10 protein-coding genes are annotated in these 19,166 nt (G+C 35.7%); all 10 read left to right on the top strand.

Annotation, left to right across the window (positions count from 1 at the left end):
• The first annotated feature begins 5 nt into the window (after positions 1-5).
• Positions 6-1,073, top strand: coding sequence for a carbohydrate-binding family 9-like protein (locus ASE40_RS05990; protein ID WP_057116059.1), 1,068 nt, complete (start codon positions 6-8; stop codon positions 1,071-1,073).
• Positions 1,048-2,166, top strand: coding sequence for a putative glycoside hydrolase (locus ASE40_RS05985; protein WP_057116058.1), 1,119 nt, complete (start codon positions 1,048-1,050; stop codon positions 2,164-2,166). The genes ASE40_RS05990 and ASE40_RS05985 overlap by 26 nt, the downstream gene beginning before the upstream one ends.
• Before the next feature lie 90 nt (positions 2,167-2,256).
• Positions 2,257-3,279 (top strand): isoaspartyl peptidase/L-asparaginase family protein, encoded by a 1,023-nt coding sequence (locus tag ASE40_RS05980; RefSeq protein WP_128414943.1) that lies wholly within the window; start codon positions 2,257-2,259, stop codon positions 3,277-3,279.
• Between the two features lie 137 nt (positions 3,280-3,416).
• A complete protein-coding gene (locus ASE40_RS05975) occupies positions 3,417-5,729 on the top strand; it encodes a beta-N-acetylhexosaminidase (protein ID WP_057116972.1) in 2,313 nt (770 codons plus the stop codon).
• A gap of 11 nt (positions 5,730-5,740) precedes the next feature.
• Positions 5,741-7,591 carry a beta-galactosidase gene (locus tag ASE40_RS05970; protein ID WP_057116057.1) on the top strand — a complete coding sequence of 617 codons (1,851 nt, stop codon included), beginning with the start codon at positions 5,741-5,743 and terminating at the stop codon, positions 7,589-7,591.
• Between the two features lie 53 nt (positions 7,592-7,644).
• Positions 7,645-9,129 (top strand): alpha-L-fucosidase, encoded by a 1,485-nt coding sequence (locus ASE40_RS05965; RefSeq protein WP_057116056.1) that lies wholly within the window; start codon positions 7,645-7,647, stop codon positions 9,127-9,129.
• Between the two features lie 11 nt (positions 9,130-9,140).
• Positions 9,141-11,384 carry a GH92 family glycosyl hydrolase gene (locus tag ASE40_RS05960; protein WP_057116055.1) on the top strand — a complete coding sequence of 748 codons (2,244 nt, stop codon included), beginning with the start codon at positions 9,141-9,143 and terminating at the stop codon, positions 11,382-11,384.
• 13 nt (positions 11,385-11,397) lie between these two features.
• Entirely contained in the window at positions 11,398-14,058 is a 2,661-nt protein-coding gene (locus ASE40_RS05955; RefSeq protein ID WP_057116054.1) for a glycoside hydrolase family 3 protein, read from the top strand.
• A 262-nt stretch (positions 14,059-14,320) separates the two neighbouring features.
• Positions 14,321-17,407, top strand: a complete 3,087-nt coding sequence (locus ASE40_RS05950) for a SusC/RagA family TonB-linked outer membrane protein (RefSeq protein WP_057116053.1) — start codon at positions 14,321-14,323, stop codon at positions 17,405-17,407.
• A gap of 16 nt (positions 17,408-17,423) precedes the next feature.
• A complete protein-coding gene (locus ASE40_RS05945; protein ID WP_057116052.1) occupies positions 17,424-19,010 on the top strand; it encodes a SusD/RagB family nutrient-binding outer membrane lipoprotein in 1,587 nt (528 codons plus the stop codon).
• The last annotated feature ends 156 nt before the right edge of the window (positions 19,011-19,166 follow it).

Genomic DNA, 19,166 nt, shown 5'->3' with positions numbered 1-19,166 from the left:
TAAAGATGCATAGTAGAGGTAAATTATTGTCCCTTGCCGTTTTTTTTGTTGGTTTGATAGGGTATTCGCAATCTGAAAAAGAGGTTACACCAAAAAGTTATATTGCGTATAAAACGTCAAAAGAAATTGTTATTGACGGCGATGAAGCAGATAAAGCTTGGGAAAAAGCAGCTTGGACAACACCTTTTGTCGACATAGAAGGTGTTGAAACTCCAAAATACAAAACTCAGGTTAAAATGCTCTGGGACGATAATTACTACTATATTCTGGCTAAGATGGAAGAGCCTCATGTTTGGGCAAATCTTAGACAACGCGATACAATTATTTTTTATAATAATGATTTTGAGGTTTTTATTGATCCAGATAATGATACTCAAAATTATTATGAATTGGAAATAAATGCATTAAACACCGCTTGGGATTTATTTATAAATAAACCCTACCGCGAAAAAAATACCGTTTTAAACGATTGGAATATCGATGGTTTAAAATCGGCTGTTAAAGTAGATGGAACTTTAAATAATGCATCAGATATTGATAAAGGCTGGACATTAGAAATTGCCATTCCATGGTCGGTTTATAAAACATCTTATCATGATAATATTGTTCCTAAAGATAAATTTTGGAAAGTCAATTTCTCTCGAGTAAATTGGCAGCATTCTGTTGTTAACGGAAAGTACGAACGAAAAAAAGATACAGAAGGAAAGTTTCTCCCAGAATACAATTGGGTTTGGTCGCCTATGGGAGTCATCAATATGCATGAGCCCGAAAAATGGGCTTATGTATACTTTTCTTCAAAAGAAAGCGAAGACAAATTTGTAATTCCGCAGGAAGAAAAAGTAAAATGGGAACTGTATACTTTATATAGAGCTCAAAAAAGATATTTCGAAAAGAATAAATCTTGGGCAAAATCCCTTCAGAATATCAGTAAAAAAAATATAGTGGTTGACGGAAAGACTTTAAAGCCAATTTTAGAAAATCATTCATCAGGATTTAATATCTTGGTAAAAAGTCCTTTTTCAAACAAAACCTTAATAATTAAAGAAGATGGTAAAATTATTACGAACGAGTAAGTTGCAAAAACTATCAAAAGTTTTAGTTCTTGCACTTTCGATGAGTTTATTCTCTTGCGGACAAAAAGAGAATAAAGACTCCGAAAACGGAAAATTCATTTTTGGAGTCTGGACAACTGCTGACGCTAAAAAATCGGATGCAGATTATTCGAAAGAATTCAAAAAATACAAAGACGGCGGAATCGATGAAGTTTTAATTAACACGCAAACAGATCCGAAACTATTAGCAAGATTAGTTCCGCTTGCAGCAAAAGAAGGACTAAAAGTACACGCTTGGATCATGGCAATGAACCGCCCGAATGACTCTGTAGCGTTACAGCATCCAGATTGGTATCAAGTAAGTAAAGAAGGAAAATCTTGTTTTGATAATCGTCCGTATGTAGATTATTACCAATGGCTTTGCCCAACTAAAGAAGAATCTAGAAACCACGTCTTAGGCTTGGTTGAAGGTTTAGCAAAAGTAGAAGGAATAGAAAGTGTACATTTAGACTACATTCGCTTTCCAGATATTTTCCTGCCAATCAGTTTATTACCAAAATACAATTTGGTTCAAGATACAGAGTTACCACAATTTGATTTCTGTTATTGTGATGCCTGCGTAAGCAAATTCGAAAAAGAACATCATAAAAATCCAAAAAACAGCCACAATACTTCAATTGATATGGAATGGAAAAATTTCAGATTAAATGCGGTAAAAGCTGTGGTTGACGATGCATACAAAATTGCTCACAAATACAATAAAAAATTAACGGCAGCAGTATTTCCTTATCCAGAAATGGCAGATCATATGGTGCGCCAGCGTTGGGATAAATGGAATATTGATGAAGTGTATCCAATGATTTATCATAGTTTTTATGATGAAGAAATTGACTGGGTAGGTTATGCAACCAAACAAGGCGTTGCAGATCTAGAAGGAAAACCAACTAAAGTAAATACAGGAATCTACATTCCAGGATTAAAATCGGATGCCGAATTGAAAGAAGCGATTCTAGAAGCGAAGAAAAATGGCGCAACAGGAGTTTCATTTTTTGACGGAAATGCTTTATCAGAGAGTAATTTAAAAACAATTAAGTCGGTAAAAGATTCGTTATAGTCGATTTTACTGGGATTAAAAATTATTACTGATTAATTTAGCAACATTAAGAAAACTTAGTTTCTTAGAGTTGAACCAAAAATGAAACACATGTCAAATAGAAGAGATTTTATCAAGAAAACAACTTTAGGCACTTTAGCCATAAGTTCTGTTTTGGGCGTAAGCGGATTTGCTGCAAATCACGAAAATGAACCAGAAGCTGAATCAAAAGAAAAAAAACAGACCAAACCGATCATCATCTCGACATGGAATCATGGTCTGCCTGCTAATAAAGAATCTTGGAAAAATTTAAAAGAAGGAAAATCAGCTTTAGATGCCATCGAAGCTGGAATGAAAATACCTGAAGCCGATCCGAATGTTCGCAGTGTGGGTTATGGAGGATATCCAGACCGTGAAGGAAAAGTTACCCTTGATGCCTGTATTATGGATCATAACAGCAACTGCGGTTCTGTTTGCTTTCTGCAAGGAATCAAACACCCTATTTCTGTTGCGAAAAGAGTATTGCAAAATACGCCTCACGTGATGTTAGCAGGGCAGGGAGCGTTGCAATTTGCGTTATCTGAAGGCTTTAAAGAAGAAAATTTATTGACTCCAGAATCTGAAAAAGACTGGAAAAAATGGCTGGAAGATTCTAAATACAAACCAGTTATTAATATAGAAAATCACGATACCATCAGTATGCTAATGTTAGACCAAGAAGGCAATCTTTCTGGCGGATGTACCACGAGCGGTGCAGCTTGGAAAATGCACGGACGCGTCGGTGACTCCCCAATAATCGGCGCGGGTCTTTTCTTGGATAACGAAGTAGGAGCAGCTGCAGCAACTGGTTTAGGCGAAGCCGTAATTAGAACTGCAGGAAGTGCAATGGTTGTAGAACTAATGCGTCAGGGAAAATCGCCTTACGATGCTTGTAAAGAAATTACAGAACGTATTTACAACAAACATAAAAACCACAAAGACATGGAATACCTGCAAGTCGGTTTTATTGCTTTGAATAAAAACGGAGAATATGCGGGTTACAGTTTAAGATCAGGATTCAATTACGCCGTTTCTGATGACGTAAAAGGCCACAGAATGGAAGACGCGAAATTTAAAATGGCTTGGGATAAATAATATTAATCCGTTAAAGAGATTAAACGCAATATTTGTCATTTCGATCCCGAAGCCTCGGGATCGAAATGACAAACTAAACCTAAAAACTACATCTTTAAATGTTTGAACAAACAATTAGAGAAACCAAAAAACAAAGAATGAAAAAATTATTATTCCTATTAACCCTAATCACTTCAATTTTCTCGGCTCATGCACAGAAAGTTTATACAGAAAGTGATATTAACATTATTCCGAAACCGAGTCAGACTTTTATTAAAACTGGTGTTTTTGAATTTACAAAAGATACTAAGTTTGTAGTAAACGGCGATTTCCAAAGAGATGCTGCAAATGCTTTAGCTTCTAAATTTGAAGTGGCTGCGGGATGGAAACCAGAAACGACAACTAAAGCTCCAGTAAGCAATTTTGTGCAGTTTAAAGTAGATCCTAATTTAAAAAATGAAGCTTACGTTTTAGATGTAAATCCGACGAGTATTGTTATTTCTGCAAAAGGAAATGTTGGTTTTCTATATGGATTAGAAAGTGTTAGGCAATTACTTCCTGAAGCGATTGAAAGCAAATATGCAATCACTTCTGCAAAGTGGCAGATTCCAAGTTTAACAATTAACGACGAACCACGTTTTAAGTGGAGAGGTTTAATGTTGGATTTATCTCGTCATTTCTTTGATAAAAATTACATTTTAGCGACAATCGATCGTTTGGCAATGCATAAAATGAACGTTTTACATTTGCATTTGGTTGACGATCAAGGTTGGAGAATTGAAATTAAAAAATATCCAAAACTAACTGAAGTTGGAGCATGGAGAGTTGATAAAGAAAACACTAGCTGGAATGCGAGACTAACGACAAATCCTGACGAAAAAGGAACCTACGGCGGCTTCTTTACGCAAGATGAATTAAGAGAAATTGTAAAATATGCTTCGACAAAAGGAATTGAAATTATTCCTGAAATCGAAATGCCGGCGCACGTAAGCAGTGCCATTGCAGCTTATCCAGAATTGGCTTGCTTTAATCAGAGAATTGGTGTTCCGTCAGGCGGGGTTTGGCCTTTAACTGATATCTATTGTGCAGGAAAAGAAACTACGTTTGAATTTTTGCAAAATGTAATTGATGAAGTAATCACGATTTTCCCTTCAAAATATATTCATATTGGCGGTGATGAGGCGACGAAAACCAATTGGGCAAAATGTCCGCATTGCCAAAAAAGAATCAAAGACGAGAAATTAAAAGATGTCAACGAGTTGCAAAGCTACTTTGTAAAACGTATGGAAAAATACATCAACTCAAAAGGAAAACGAGTTATCGGCTGGGATGAAATTTTAGAAGGCGGTTTGGCTCCAGATGCAACGGTAATGAGCTGGAGAGGAATGAAAGGCGGAATTGAAGCTGCAGATCAAGGTCATGACGTAATTATGACGCCAGAATCTCCTTGCTATTTTAACTTTTATCAAGGTCCGCAAAACGAAGAACCTTTAGCTTTTGACGCTTATAATCCGTTAAGTGAAGTGTACAAATTTGATCCTGTAGTTTCAACAATGACACCTCAGGAAGCGGGACACGTTTTAGGAGGACAAGCGAATTTGTGGGCAGAACATTTAGCGCTGCCAAAAGATTCAGAATACATGATTTTCCCAAGATTAGCGGCATTATCAGAAACTTTATGGAGTCCGAAAGAGAAACGCAATTGGAATGATTTTACAACGAGATTGTTTTCATTATTAAAACGTTACGATTATTTAGGAATCAATTATGCTAAAAGCGCTTATTTGGTAACGGCTTCTTCTACAGCAGATTTAGCTAATAAACAAATCAAAGTTGAATTAAAAAACGAGTTTCCTAGTCCGGACATTCGTTATGTTTTAGGAAACCAGAGCATTGATCACCATGCGATAAAATATACAAGCCCAATTGCAATAAAAGAAACGACGGTTTTAAAAGCTTCTTTATTTCAAGACGACAAGCCAGTGGGAAAAACATATACAGATACGATTGTTTTCCATAAAGCATTTTCGAAAAAAGTGAAATACTTGACCCCTTACAATTCGAATTATAAAGGCGATGCCAATACAATGGTAAATACGATCAGAGGAAGTAAAAATTTCCATGACGGACAATGGCAGGCTTGGTTAGTTAACGATATGGAATTGGTTATCGACTTAGAAAAAGTAGAAAGTATCGAGCAAGTAAAAGTTGGAGCTTTAGAAAGTCAAGGAGCAGGAGTTAATTTCCCAATTCAAGTTAAAGTCTTGATTTCTACAGATGGAATTAAATACACTCAGGTAGGGAAAATTATGCGCCCATATGCGTTAAATGCTGTTCCAGAATTGAAAGATTTCAAAATCAATTTCCAAAAACAAAATGCACGTTTTGTGAAAGTTATTGCAGGCAACTTAAAGAAAAGTCCAAAAGGAGAAAGCTCTTGGTTGTTTGTCGATGAAATTTTAATTGATTAATTATTAAAAAAATGAAGAAGGTACTATTTAAGCTCGGGATATTATTGATTTGCTTAATGCCGTTTTTTACTAAGGCACAAACCAAAGGATTTTCTATATCTAAGGGAGAATTTCAGCAAGACGGGAAAATAATTAAGATACATTCGGGAGAAATGCACTATGCACGTATTCCTAAAGAGTATTGGAGACATAGATTGCAGATGCTTAAAGCTATGGGAATGAATACCGTGGCAACCTATGTATTTTGGAATTATCACGAAGTAGCACCAGGTGTATGGGATTTTAAAACAGGAAATAGAGATCTTTCAGAATTTTTACGTATTGCCAAAAGTGAAGGATTGTATGTCATTCTTAGACCAGGTCCGTATGCATGTGGCGAATGGGAATTTGGAGGATACCCTTGGTGGCTGCAAAATAATCCAGATTTAGTAATTCGTACCAATAACAAAGCATTTTTAGACGCTTGTAAAACGTATATAGAACATTTGTATGCAGCGGTAAAAGGAAATTTTGCTAATCAAGGCGGACCTATTATTATGGTTCAGGCCGAAAATGAATTTGGTTCTTATGTTTCTCAAAGAACTGATATTAGTGCTGAGGATCATAAAGCCTACAAAACTGCAATTTACAATATACTTAAACAAACAGGATTCCCGGAGCCTTTTTTTACTTCTGACGGTGCCTGGTTGTTTGAAGGTGGTATGGTAGAAGGCGCGTTACCGACTGCAAATGGGGAATCAAATATAGAAAATTTAAAAAAACAGGTTGATAAATACCATAAAGGACAAGGGCCTTACATGGTCGCAGAGTTTTATTCTGGCTGGTTAGATCATTGGGCAGAACCATTTATTAAAATTGGATCTGAGGAGATTGCAAGTCAAACTAAAAAGTACCTCGATGCAGGTGTTTCTTTTAATTATTATATGGTGCACGGCGGTACTAATTTTGGATTTACCTCTGGGGCAAATTATAATGAAGAAATGGATATTCAGCCAGATATTACAAGCTATGATTATGATGCTCCTATTAGCGAAGCAGGTTGGGCAACACCAAAATATATGGCTATACGTGAAGTAATGCAAAAGTATTCTAAAACAAAATTAGCCTCAATTCCAGCCAAAATACCAGTTGCAAAATATCCTAATCAGACGATCAAATCAAGTATGGATGTTTTAAGTTGGATAAAAAAAGAAAAACCAGTTATAAATGACCAGCCTTTAACATTTGAAAAATTAGATCAAGGACATGGATATGTTTTGTATCGAAAAAGATTTACGCAGCCCATTTCTGGAAAATTAAAAATTGAAGGATTGAGAGACTTTGCTACAGTTTATGTAAACGGGGTTAAAGCAGGTGAGTTGAATAGAGTTTTCAAAAACTATGAGTTGACAGTTACGATTCCTTTTAACGGTATTTTAGAAATTCTAGTTGAAAATATGGGTCGCATTAACTACGGTGCCGAAATAGTACATAATACTAAAGGAATTATTACTCCAGTATATTTAAATGAATTTGAAATTAGCGGTGGATGGGAAATGTATAAAATGCCGATGAATGAAGTTCCAGCTGTTAAAAATGAAACGATAAAACCTGGACGTCCCGTTTTATATGAATCTACTGTAAACATAGATAAACCTGCTGATACTTTTCTGGATATGACAGGTTGGGGAAAAGGAATTGTATTTGTTAACGGACACAATCTTGGACGTTACTGGAAAGTTGGACCGCAGCAAACGCTTTATGTACCAGGTTGTTGGTTGAAAGAAGGCGAGAATAAGTTTGTTGTATTGGAGCAGCTTAATGAAAACAGTAAAACAGAATTGACTTTTACAGATCAGCCTATACTTGAAAAATTAAATTAGAATTACCTACTAAACTAAAAACAAAGAATAATAAATTATAAATTAGATTAAAGATGAAAAGAGGAATATTCATTATCGCCCTTTTATTTTCAGCTCAGATATTCGCGCAGGCGATATATGAAGATGAAAGATACGTACCAGAGACAGATCCGGCAGTATTAAAAAACTTAGATGAATGGCAAGGCAAAAAATTTGGTCTGCTAATGCACTGGGGAACTTACAGCCAATGGGGTATTGTAGAATCTTGGTCTATTTGTCCTGAAGATTACGGATGGTGTGAACGTAAAAAAGGAAGTAATCCATCTAATTATAATGATTATATAAAAGATTACGAAGGGTTAAGAAAAACATTTAATCCAGTAAAATTCGATCCAGAAAAATGGGCAAAAGCAGCGAAATATGCTGGAATGAAATACATGGTTTTTACAACAAAACACCATGACGGATTTAATATGTATGATACTAAATATTCTGATTATAAGATAACTAGTAAAGATGTTCCTTTTCATACAAATCCAAAAGCAGATGTTTTAAAAGAGATTTTCAACTCTTTTAGAGGCGAAGGTATTTCTACAGGAGCTTACTTTTCAAAACCAGACTGGCACAACGAAAACTACTGGGATCCTTATTTTCCGCCATTTGACAGAAACGTAAACTACGATCCGTCTTTGTATCCAGAAAAATGGCAGAAATATGTTGACTTTACACACAACCAGATTTTAGAAATTTTGACTAATTATGGTAAAGTGGATATTCTTTGGTTAGACGGAGGATGGGTTCGTAAAAGAGATCAAGTAAACATCAAAGAAAACTACGACGAGAAATTTACTGAAAACGAATCTAAAAACGGTTTCATCAAACACAGAGTGGTAGACCAAGATCCAAAAATGGACGAATTGGTTGTAAAAGCACGTGCAAAACAACCAGGTTTAATTGTGGTGGATAGAGCAGTTCACGGTAAAAACCAAAACTACTTAACTCCAGAAGGACGTGTTCCTGCTAAGACTTTGCCTTATCCTTGGGAATCTTGTATTCCTGCAGGTGGTGGATGGTCATATTCTCCAGGTGCTACTTACATGACTGGAAGACAAGGTATTCATTTGTTAGTTGACATTGTTGCAAAAGGCGGAAACTTATTATTAAACATTGCGCCAAGTCCAGAGGGAGAATGGGATAAAGGGGCTTACGATTTATTGCAGGCTTACGGTGATTGGATGAAAGTAAACAGCACAGCGATTTACAACACCAAACCAATCGAACCTTACAAAGAAGAAAACATTTGTTTTACACAGAATAAAGCTGGAAATGTATTTGCATTTTATTTAGCGAAAGACGGGGAGGATAAAATTCCAGCAGCAGTGACAGTAAAATCTATAAGTCCGAAAAAAGGAACAAAAATTACCATGTTAGGTTCTAAAACTTCTTTAAAATGGACAAAAGAAGGAAACGGATTTAAAGTAATTATTCCAGAAAGTTTAAGAAACAATCTTCCTGCAAAAGAAGCTTGGACTTTAAAAATTGAAGCGATCAACAGATAAGAACGAAACCTATGGTTTTAAATACTAAAAATAAATTTAAGACAGCATGTATTTTATACATGCTGTTTTTTAGCATAACAATTTTTGCGCAGGAGCCAGCCGATTTTGTAAATCCGTTTATTGGGACTTCCAATTATGGGGCGGCTTATCCAGGACCAATTGCACCACGCGGAATGGCAAGTATTAGTCCGTTTAATGTGGCGGGAGTAAAAGGTACACCGATGGAAAAAGACAGTCAATGGCTTTCGAATCCTTATGTGAATGAGAATACCTTTTTGACAGGATTTAGTCAAGTGAATTTAAGCGGTGTAGGCTGTCCAGAATTGGGTGTTATTTTATTGATGCCAACAACTGGAAATGTAGAAATCGATCACTTAAAATACGGTTCTACTTATTCTAATGAAGTAGCTAAGGCAGGCTATTACAATGTAAACATCGACAAGTATAAAGTAAAAGGAGAGTTTACAGCTTCAAAACGAGTGGGAGTAAGTAGATTCACTTTCCCGAAAGGGCAATCTAATATTTTATTAAATCTTGGATTGGGATTAACAAATGAAGAAGGTGCAATGGTAAAAGTAGTTTCTTCGACAGAAATTGAAGGAATGCGATCTGTTGGATCCTTTTGTTACAACAGTCCAGAAGATGCCTATCCAGTTTATTTCGTAGCTCAATTTTCTAAGCCAGCCGATAAATTTGGCGTTTGGAAAAAACCTTCAAAATACAACGGTGTTGAAGCACAATGGATGGGTTACAATGGAAAAGCTAGAATAATGGAGAATACAATCAAAACCGTTGTGGGTGATAGTATTGGAAGTTATTTTACTTATAAATTCGAAAAAGAAGAAACAGTTGAAGTGAAGATCGGAATTTCGTACGTAAGTATCGAAAATGCCCGTGAAAATTTAGCAAAAGAAGTAGGTAACAGATCTTTTGACGCAATTTACAAAGAAACCTACAACGAATGGAATGAAGAACTTTCTAAAATTTTAGTTGAAGGCGGTTCAAAAGATGACAATACGATTTTCTATACGGCTTTGTATCACACTTTAATTCATCCCAATATTTTAAATGATATTAACGGACAATATCCCGTAATCAAAAGAAGTAAAATTGCTAAAACCGATGACACCCGTTATACCGTATTTTCTTTATGGGATACGTACCGAAATGTACATCCATTGATGTCTTTGGTTTATCCAAAACAGCAATCTGATATGGTAAAAAGCATGTTGACTATGTTTGATGAAAACGGCTGGTTACCCAAATGGGAACTGAATTCGACTGAAACTTTTACCATGGTTGGAGACCCTGCAAGTATTGTAATTACAGATACTTATATGAGAGGAATTCGTGATTATGATGTTAATAAAGCCTATTATGCGATGTTGAAAGGCGCAAATAATATTGAAAATAATCCGCTTCGTCCTGGATTGAAAGATTATATCAAAAAAGGCTATTTAACAACCGACAATAAAGGTCCAGTTTCTACAACTCAGGAATACAATATTTCAGATTATTCTATTTCGCTTATGGCCAACGAATTCGGGGACAAAGACAATGTAAAACGTTTTAAAGAACGTTCATTATCCTATAGAAAATTATTTGATAAAAACTTAAATCTACTTCGACCAAGAACGGCTGACGGAAAATGGTATGAGCCATTTGATCCTGCTTCTGGAGCTAATTTTGAAGAAAATGTTGGCTTTATCGAAGGAAACGCTTGGCAGTATGCATTTATGGTTCCGCACGATATTAACGGATTAAAGAAATTAATGGGTGGCGATCAAGCCTTTTCGGCGCAATTGCAGAAAATCTTCGATACCAAACAATTTGATATGGCAAACGAACCAGACATTGCCAATCCGTATTTATTCAATTATGTAAAAGGTGAGGAGTATAAAGCTCAGGAAATGGTAAAGAAATTGGTTCACGAATATTTCAAAAATGAACCAAAAGGATTACCAGGAAATGATGATACCGGAACCATGTCAGCTTGGTTGGTTTATTCAATGATGGGAATTTATCCAATATCACCGGGAGATCCAATTTACACCATTACAACGCCAATGTTTCATAGAGTAACGATTAAATTAGATCCAAGATATTATAAAAAAGAAAGCATCGTAATTGAAAGACAAGAAAATAATGGCGGGAAAATCAATTCGATTGAGCTAAACGAAAAAACACTTAACAGCTTTTTTATTTCGCACGATGATTTTGTGAATGGAACAAAGCTTAAAGTGATTCAAAACTAAACACAACACAACTATGTTACAATTAAGAATGAAGAAAACGGCCATTATTTTTGTAATGGCTGTTGGTTTTTTAAACCAGACTCATGCCCAGAAAAAGTTTCCATATCAGGATGCACAAACACCTGTTGAAGACAGAGTAAAAGACTTGTTGAGCCGTATGACACTTGAAGAAAAAGTGCGTCAGATGGATATGTATAGAGGAGATTTTTTTAAAGATAAAGAAGATTTCGCGAAATCTAAATCGGCAGAAAAAATCGGGAAGTTAGGAATTGGAGCTATTCATGATCTTTATCCGCGTTCAGCTAAAATGATCAACGATTTGCAAACCAATGTAATCAAAGGAAACCGTTGGGGAATTCCGGCGCTTATTATGTGTGAAATGCTTCATGGTTATTTAGACGAAGGAAGTACAGCTTTTCCAATGAACATTGGACTTGGAGCAACTTGGGATGTTGCCGTGATGGACAAAGTGGGTAAAGTAATAGGTATGGAAGCCAGAGCGCATGGAGTTCATTTTGGTTTTGGTCCAAACTTAGATTTAGGACGCGAACCAAGATGGGGAAGAGTTGCTGAAACTTTTGGTGAAGATGCTTTCTTGAACAGTGAAATTGGTTTGGCATTCATAAAAGGTTTACAAGGAAACGATTTAAAATCAGATCGATCTATTATTGCAGAGCCTAAACACTTTGCCGTTCATGGTATTCCGCAGGCGGGAGGAAATTCTTCGCCAATTTTGGTTGGAGAACGTTCAGCAAGAGAAGACCATTTACCATCTTTTCAAAAAGCATTTACAAAAGGCGGCGCTTTGGGAACAATGTGTGCGTATTCTGAATTGGACGGAATTCCTTGTGCAGCAAATCATTGGCTATTGACGGATGTTTTGAGAAAAGAATGGGGATTTAAAGGGCTTGTAGTTTCAGATTTAGGAGCAATAAAATACATTCAGACGACTCACAAAGTTGCTGATTCTCCAAAAGATGCTATTAGAGAAGCAGTTTCTGCTGGTGTTGATATGCAGTTTTATGATTTTTCAAACGAGTTCTGGCAAAATACTGTTATTGAACTGGTAAATGAAAAAAAATTGACAATGGAAAATATCGACCGTGCGGCGGGAGCAGTTTTACGTTTGAAATTTTTATTAGGATTATTTGAAAATCCGTACACAGATAAAAATCTGATTAAAGAGCGTTTTCATACTAAAGAAAATCAAGCTGTTGCTTTAGAAGCGGCCCAAAAATCAATGATTTTGCTGAAAAATGACAATAATATTTTACCGTTGAGTAAAAGTATTAAAAACATTGCCGTTATAGGACCAAATGCAAACGCTTCAAGAATGGGAGGTTATGCTCCTAAAAATAGTGTTGGAACAACAGTTTTCGAAGGTATACAGCAAATTGTTGGAAAAACAGCAAATGTAGTTTACGAAGAAGGAGTTCCATTAATTGTAAAAGGACAAATTATTCCATCTAAATATTTATTTACGCCAGACGAATCTCAAAACGGATTAAAAGGAGAATATTTCAATAACAGAAACCTGGAAGGAACTCCAGCATTGACTCGTATCGACAGTCAATTAGAGTTTGACTGGCCTTGGGCGCCTGGTGATGGTGTAAATGTAGATGATTTTTCTATCAGATGGACAGGATTCTTAAAATCAGATCAAGCCCTTGACGGTTGGTTAGGTTTAAGTTCTGATGACGGAATCAGAATGTATATCGATGACCAATTGGTAATTGACAACTGGACTAAAGGTGCGACAAGCATGGTTACAGTTCCAAAAAATATTGAAAAAGGTAAAAAATACAAAGTCCGCATTGAAATGTGGGAAGGAGGCTGGGGTGCCAGAGCGCATTTCCGTTGGAATTTAGAAAAAGTAAACTTACAGCCTGCAATCGAAGCTGCTAAAAAAGCAGATGTTGCCATTGTGGTTTTAGGAGAATCTAACGAATTGGTAGAAGAAAACAGAGACGTTGCTTCTTTAGACTTATTTGGAATACAACAGCAATTGATCGAAGAAATTCAAAAAACGGGAACACCTGTAGTTTGTGTGTTATTAAATGGTCGCCCGCTTTCTACAAATTGGATTGCAGAAAATATTCCAGCAGTAATTGAAGGATGGTTCCCAGGAGAATTTGGAGGAAGAGCTGTTGCAGATGTTTTATTTGGAGATTACAATCCAGCAGGAAGATTACCAATAACAGTTCCAAAATCGGTTGGGCAGTTACCTATATATTATAACCAAAAACCATCTGCGATACATAAATATGTAGCAGAAAGCGAACATCCTTTATATTCATTCGGTTTTGGATTGAGTTACACGAAGTTTGAATATTCAAATCTTAAAATCAGTGCAACTGAAATTAAACCAAACGGAGAATTGAAAGTTTCTGTTGATGTTAAAAATATTGGAAATCTTGATGGAGATGAAGTTGTACAATTATATATTAATGATGTTTACAGCTCTGTTACCACTCCAGAAAAAACGTTAAAAGGATTTAAAAGATTGAATATTAAAAAAGGAGAAATAAAAAATGTTGAATTTACACTTACACCAGATGAGTTATCTATCTGGAACAGAGAAATGAAGAGCGTTGTAGAGCCTGGAGATTTCGAAGTTATGGTTGGCGGAAATTCGACAGATTTACTAAAAACTAAATTTAAGGTTTCGAACTAAAATCGCTTAAACGCAGAATAATTTTAAACGTTTTTTAGATAAAAAAAAGAATACAATTGAAAAAGGCCAAAATCTATTAGATTAATAGATTTTGGCCTTTAAAATAAGGAAGAGTTAGATTACAAATGAAAACGTTTTCTTTCAATAAAACGCGAAACTTTCACCAACACCTTTTCAAAATTGTCATTTGTCGAAATTATGTATTGTTAACAAAACGTATTCTTAAATTTAACATGTTATTAACTCTAAAAAAACAACTAATATGATTAAAAACGTACTAAAATTACTGTTGGTCATATGCCTTTTCGGATTCCAAAGCCTTGAAGCGCAGACTACAGTAAAAGGAACGATAACAGATGCTCTTACTGGAATTCCGATTCCTGGAGCAAATATTATTGTTAAAGGAACAAAAACAAGTGCTTCATCAGATTTTGATGGTAAATACAGCATTAGTGTTCCAAATCAATCAGCAGTTTTAGTTTTTACTTATGTAGGATCTGCTACAAAAGAAGTTGCTGTAGGATCTCAAACTACTATTAATGTAGCTTTAGGTGCAGACACCCAGCAGTTGGGAGAAGTAGTGGTTACGGCTCTTGGTATTAAAAGAGAGAAAAAAGCCATTACGTATTCTGCACAAAACGTTTCAGTAGATGAACTTTCTGAAGCTAGATCATTAAACGTTGCCAACTCTCTTTCTGGTAAAGTTGCAGGTCTTAACTTCTCGACTACTTCAAATGGTGTTGGTTCTTCTTCCAGAATTACTTTAAGAGGTAACAGATCTCTTAATGGAAACAACCAGCCTCTTTATGTAGTAGATGGTGTGCCAATTAGTAACGGAACAACAACAACAAATCCTGATATTGATACAGGAGGAACTACACAGCCAGATGGTATTTCTAACATTAACCCAGAAGATATTGCTTCGATGACTGTTCTTAAAGGACCTTCTGCAGCAGCACTTTATGGTTCTAGAGCATCAAATGGTGTAATCGTTATTACAACAAAATCTGGTAAAGCAGGAAAAACTTCAGTTTCGTTATCATCTAACTTTATGGCTTCTTCAGCTTATAACTTGATGAATTTACAAAACGAATACGGTCAAGGTACGAATGGAGTGTATGTTCCAAACTCATCTTCAAGCTGGGGAGGAAAATTAGACGGAAGCCAAGTTTCAAACTGGCAGTTAGTTCGTAACCCAAATTATGCTGGACCAGCTACACAAAGCTATTCTCCACAGCCTAATAACGTTATTGATTTTTACAAAACAGGTTACAACTTAGCAAATACATTAACTGTAACTGCTGGTAACGAAAAAGCGCAAGGTTATTTCTCTTATACCAACACACGTGCTGAAGGTATCGTTGGAGGAAACCAAATGGATAGACACAATCTTAACTTAAGATTGACGAGCAAAATCTCTGATAAATTATCATTAGATGTAAAAACAAACTACATCGTTCAAGATATTGATAACTTATTGAGAACTGGTGAAGAGTCTATTGGTACATCTGCATATTTATTGCCTCGTAGTATCGCATACAACGATTACAAAAATTTCGAATATTTTGATGCTGCAGGACAAAGACAAGTAAACTATTTCCTTGACGAAACTGGAGCTCCAGGAGGAAACCCATTTTGGTCTGCATTAAGAGATGATGCTCGTACAGATAAAAGAAACAGATTTATTGGTTTAGCGTCTCTTAAATATGAGTTTACAAAAACGTTAAGCTTACAAGGTAGAGCTGGTTTAGACCAAATGACTAACAAAAACGTAAGAAACAGATATGCAACAAATGCATTTAACAGCAACATGGGTTCATACAGCGAGTCTTATGAAACAGTGAGCGAATTAAACGTTGATGCTTTACTTTCTTACAATGAGAAATTTGGTGATTTTTCTATCGGACTTAATGCTGGTGCAAACTCATTGCAACAAAATAGTTCAGCTTTAAATTCTGGTGGTGTTTTAAGTAAAAGAAACTTCTTCGCATTATCTAATGTGCAGACAGTTCAATCTACATCTACTGCTTCAGAAAAAAGAATCAATTCAGTTTACGGATTTGGTCAAATTGGTTATAGAAACTATTTATTCTTAGACGTAACAGCTAGAAATGACTGGTCTTCTACATTACCAACAGATTATTTCTACCCATCTTTTGGTCTTTCTGCAGTTCTTTCTGACATGTTTACATTGCCAGAAGTAATCAGCTTTGCAAAAATTAGAGGTTCTTATGCACAAGTTGGTAACGATACAGATCCATACCAAACACAACAAAGATTCTCATATATTGGAGGAAATGGTGGTATGTTGTACGGACAAAGCACAAAAGCTAATCCAAACTTAAAGCCTGAGATTTCTTCTTCTACAGAGTTTGGTGCAGATGTTAGATTCTTTAATAACCGTTTAGGTTTAGATTTTACATATTTCAATACATTAACAGACAATCAGATTTTCTATATTAACACTCCTGAATCTTCTGGATATTCTAGAGCAATCGTAAATGGTGGAGATATTGAAAATAAAGGTATTGAGCTTACGCTTACGGCAACTCCAATTCAAACTGCAAACTTTACTTGGGATATTACAGCAAACTATGCTTCTTATAAATCAAAAGTTAAGTCTATCTTTGAAGGAAGAGATGAGTTAGTTTTAGGTGAAGGACGTTTAGTTAGAAGTAAGGTTGTTCAAGGTGGTGAATATGGAGATTTATATATTAAAGGTTTCCAAAGAGATCCAAACGGAAATATTATTGTAAACAGCGCTGGTATTCCATTGGCAACAAATGGTTTTGATGTTCGTGCTGGAAACTTTAACCCAGACTGGACAGCAGGTTTCAAAAATAATTTCAAATACAAAGATTTCTCTTTAAGCTTCCTTGTTGATTTTAGAATTGGTGGAGAAGTTATTTCATACACTCAAGCAAGACAAGCTGGTTTAGGGGTAAGTGATATTACACTTGCTGGAAGAGAAGGTGGAATAATTGTAGATGGTGTTGTTGCTGCAGGAAATGGTACATACACTCCAAATACTACAAGTATTACAGCAGAACAATACTGGACAGCTATTGGACAAAGAACTCCAATTGCAGAACCATTTATTTATGATGCTACAAACATCAGATTAAGAGAGCTTGTTTTTGGTTATTCTTTACCAAAACGTTTATTAGGTGACTCAGGATTTACAAGCATCGATTTCTCATTAGTAGGTAGAAATTTATTCTTCTTCTTGAATAAAGCTGAGCATTTTGATCCAGAAGCTGGAGCAGGTACAGGTAACTTACAAGGGATAGAATCTTTCAACATTCCTTCAACTAGAGATTATGGAGTTAATGTTAAATTCGGATTTTAATTAAAAAAGAGATATCATGAAATATAGTTTTAAAATAAAAACACTAGGAGTCGCTGTAGCGATGCTATCTACTTTTTCTAGTTGTACAAAGGACTTCGACGAAATAAATACGGATCCAAATTCGCTTACAGAAAGTCAGTTAGATCCAACTCTTGCTGGTCCTGCATTTGCATCTGCATTATACGCAGGTATCCACAACGGATCTTATTCTTCTCCAGGTGTAGATGATCAAGGTACTTGGGGTATTGCAACAGGTATTTTATCTTCAACTTTTATTCACTACTTAAATTGTGGATACGGAACGGAAAGAAATGCTTTCGTTAACGGATACGAAGGAAGAGGATGGACAAGATTTTATACAGTTGCTGCGCCAGCTTTGACAAATGCTTTTAAAGCATCTGAAGGAAATGCTGAAGCTTTAGCAGTTCTTAAAATTTGGAAAGTTTTCATGTACAACCAAATGGTTGATGCTTACGGACCAATTCCTTACACTGAAGCAGGTAATGGTAAAGAAAAAGTTCCTTATGACAGCGTAGAATTCATCTATGAAGATTTCTTTAAATTGTTAGATGAAGCAAACGCAGTATTGAGTTCTTCTTCTACTGCATCTGTAGCCTCTCTTGCCCCAAATGATAGAGTTTATTCAGGAAGTGTTGACAAATGGAGAATTTTTGGAAACAGTATGAGATTGCGTTTAGCTTTAAGAATTTCGGATAAAGATCCAGGAAAAGCAAAGACTCAAGCTGAAGCTGCTGTAGCTGCAGGAGTTATGCAGACAAATGATCAAAGTGCATTCTTTAAAGCAAGTAACATTACTCCAAACAATTTAAACATGATTGTAAACAGCTGGGGTTATGTAATGACAGCTTCTATGGAAAGTATCTTAGTAGGATACAACGATCCACGTTTATCAAAATGGTTTGCCCCAATCGATACTGGAGTTTATAGAGGTAACCCTGTTGGAGGTTTAGAAGATCAATTTGGAACTACTAAATTCTCTGCTTTCAATAATGACGTAATGGGTAATGGTGCCACTAACAACCTTAGTGAAACTAAAAATATCGAAATCTTCATGGCTTCTGAAAACTATTTGAGCAGAGCAGAAGGTGCATTGAATGGATGGAACATGGGCGGAGATGCTAAAACTTTGTATGAAACAGGTATTAGATTATCTTTAGCACAATGGGGAATTACAAATGCTGCTGAAGTAGATGCATACATCAATGGTTCATCATTGCCAACTTTACCAAATATCTTAACAGTTTACCCTACTTTAGACTTAAGAGATATCCCTGTTAAATTACCAGTAGCTTGGTCTGCATCTACTGCTGATCAACGTACACAGATTGCAGTTCAAAAATACTTAGCAATTTTCCCAGAATCTTGGGAAGCTTGGGCAGATTTACGTAGAAGCGATGCTAAAGTTATTTACCCAGTATTAAACACAGATAACCCAGACCCAGGAGTTGGAAAATCTCTAATGAAGAGAATCATTTATACTACAAATGAGTATTCTTCTAACAAAGAAGCAGTTGATGATGGTATCGCAAAATTAGGCGGTGCAGATTCAGGTGGAACTAGACTTTGGTGGGACACAAAATAATTAATTTGGTGAGTAATGATCGACACAATCCTTACTTAAAATTCAAAAGGAGAGGTAACTCTCCTTTTGTTTTATCCATATGTCAGTAATTTTTGGCATACAAAATTTCTTTTAACTACTGATGATTTTCTCCAATTCAACAAATCATCAAACCAC

The organism is Flavobacterium sp. Root935 (genome assembly GCF_001429295.1).
Classification (GTDB): domain Bacteria; phylum Bacteroidota; class Bacteroidia; order Flavobacteriales; family Flavobacteriaceae; genus Flavobacterium.
The sequence above is the reverse complement of the archived record's forward strand: the minus strand, read 5'-3'. Positions and strand labels throughout refer to the sequence as shown.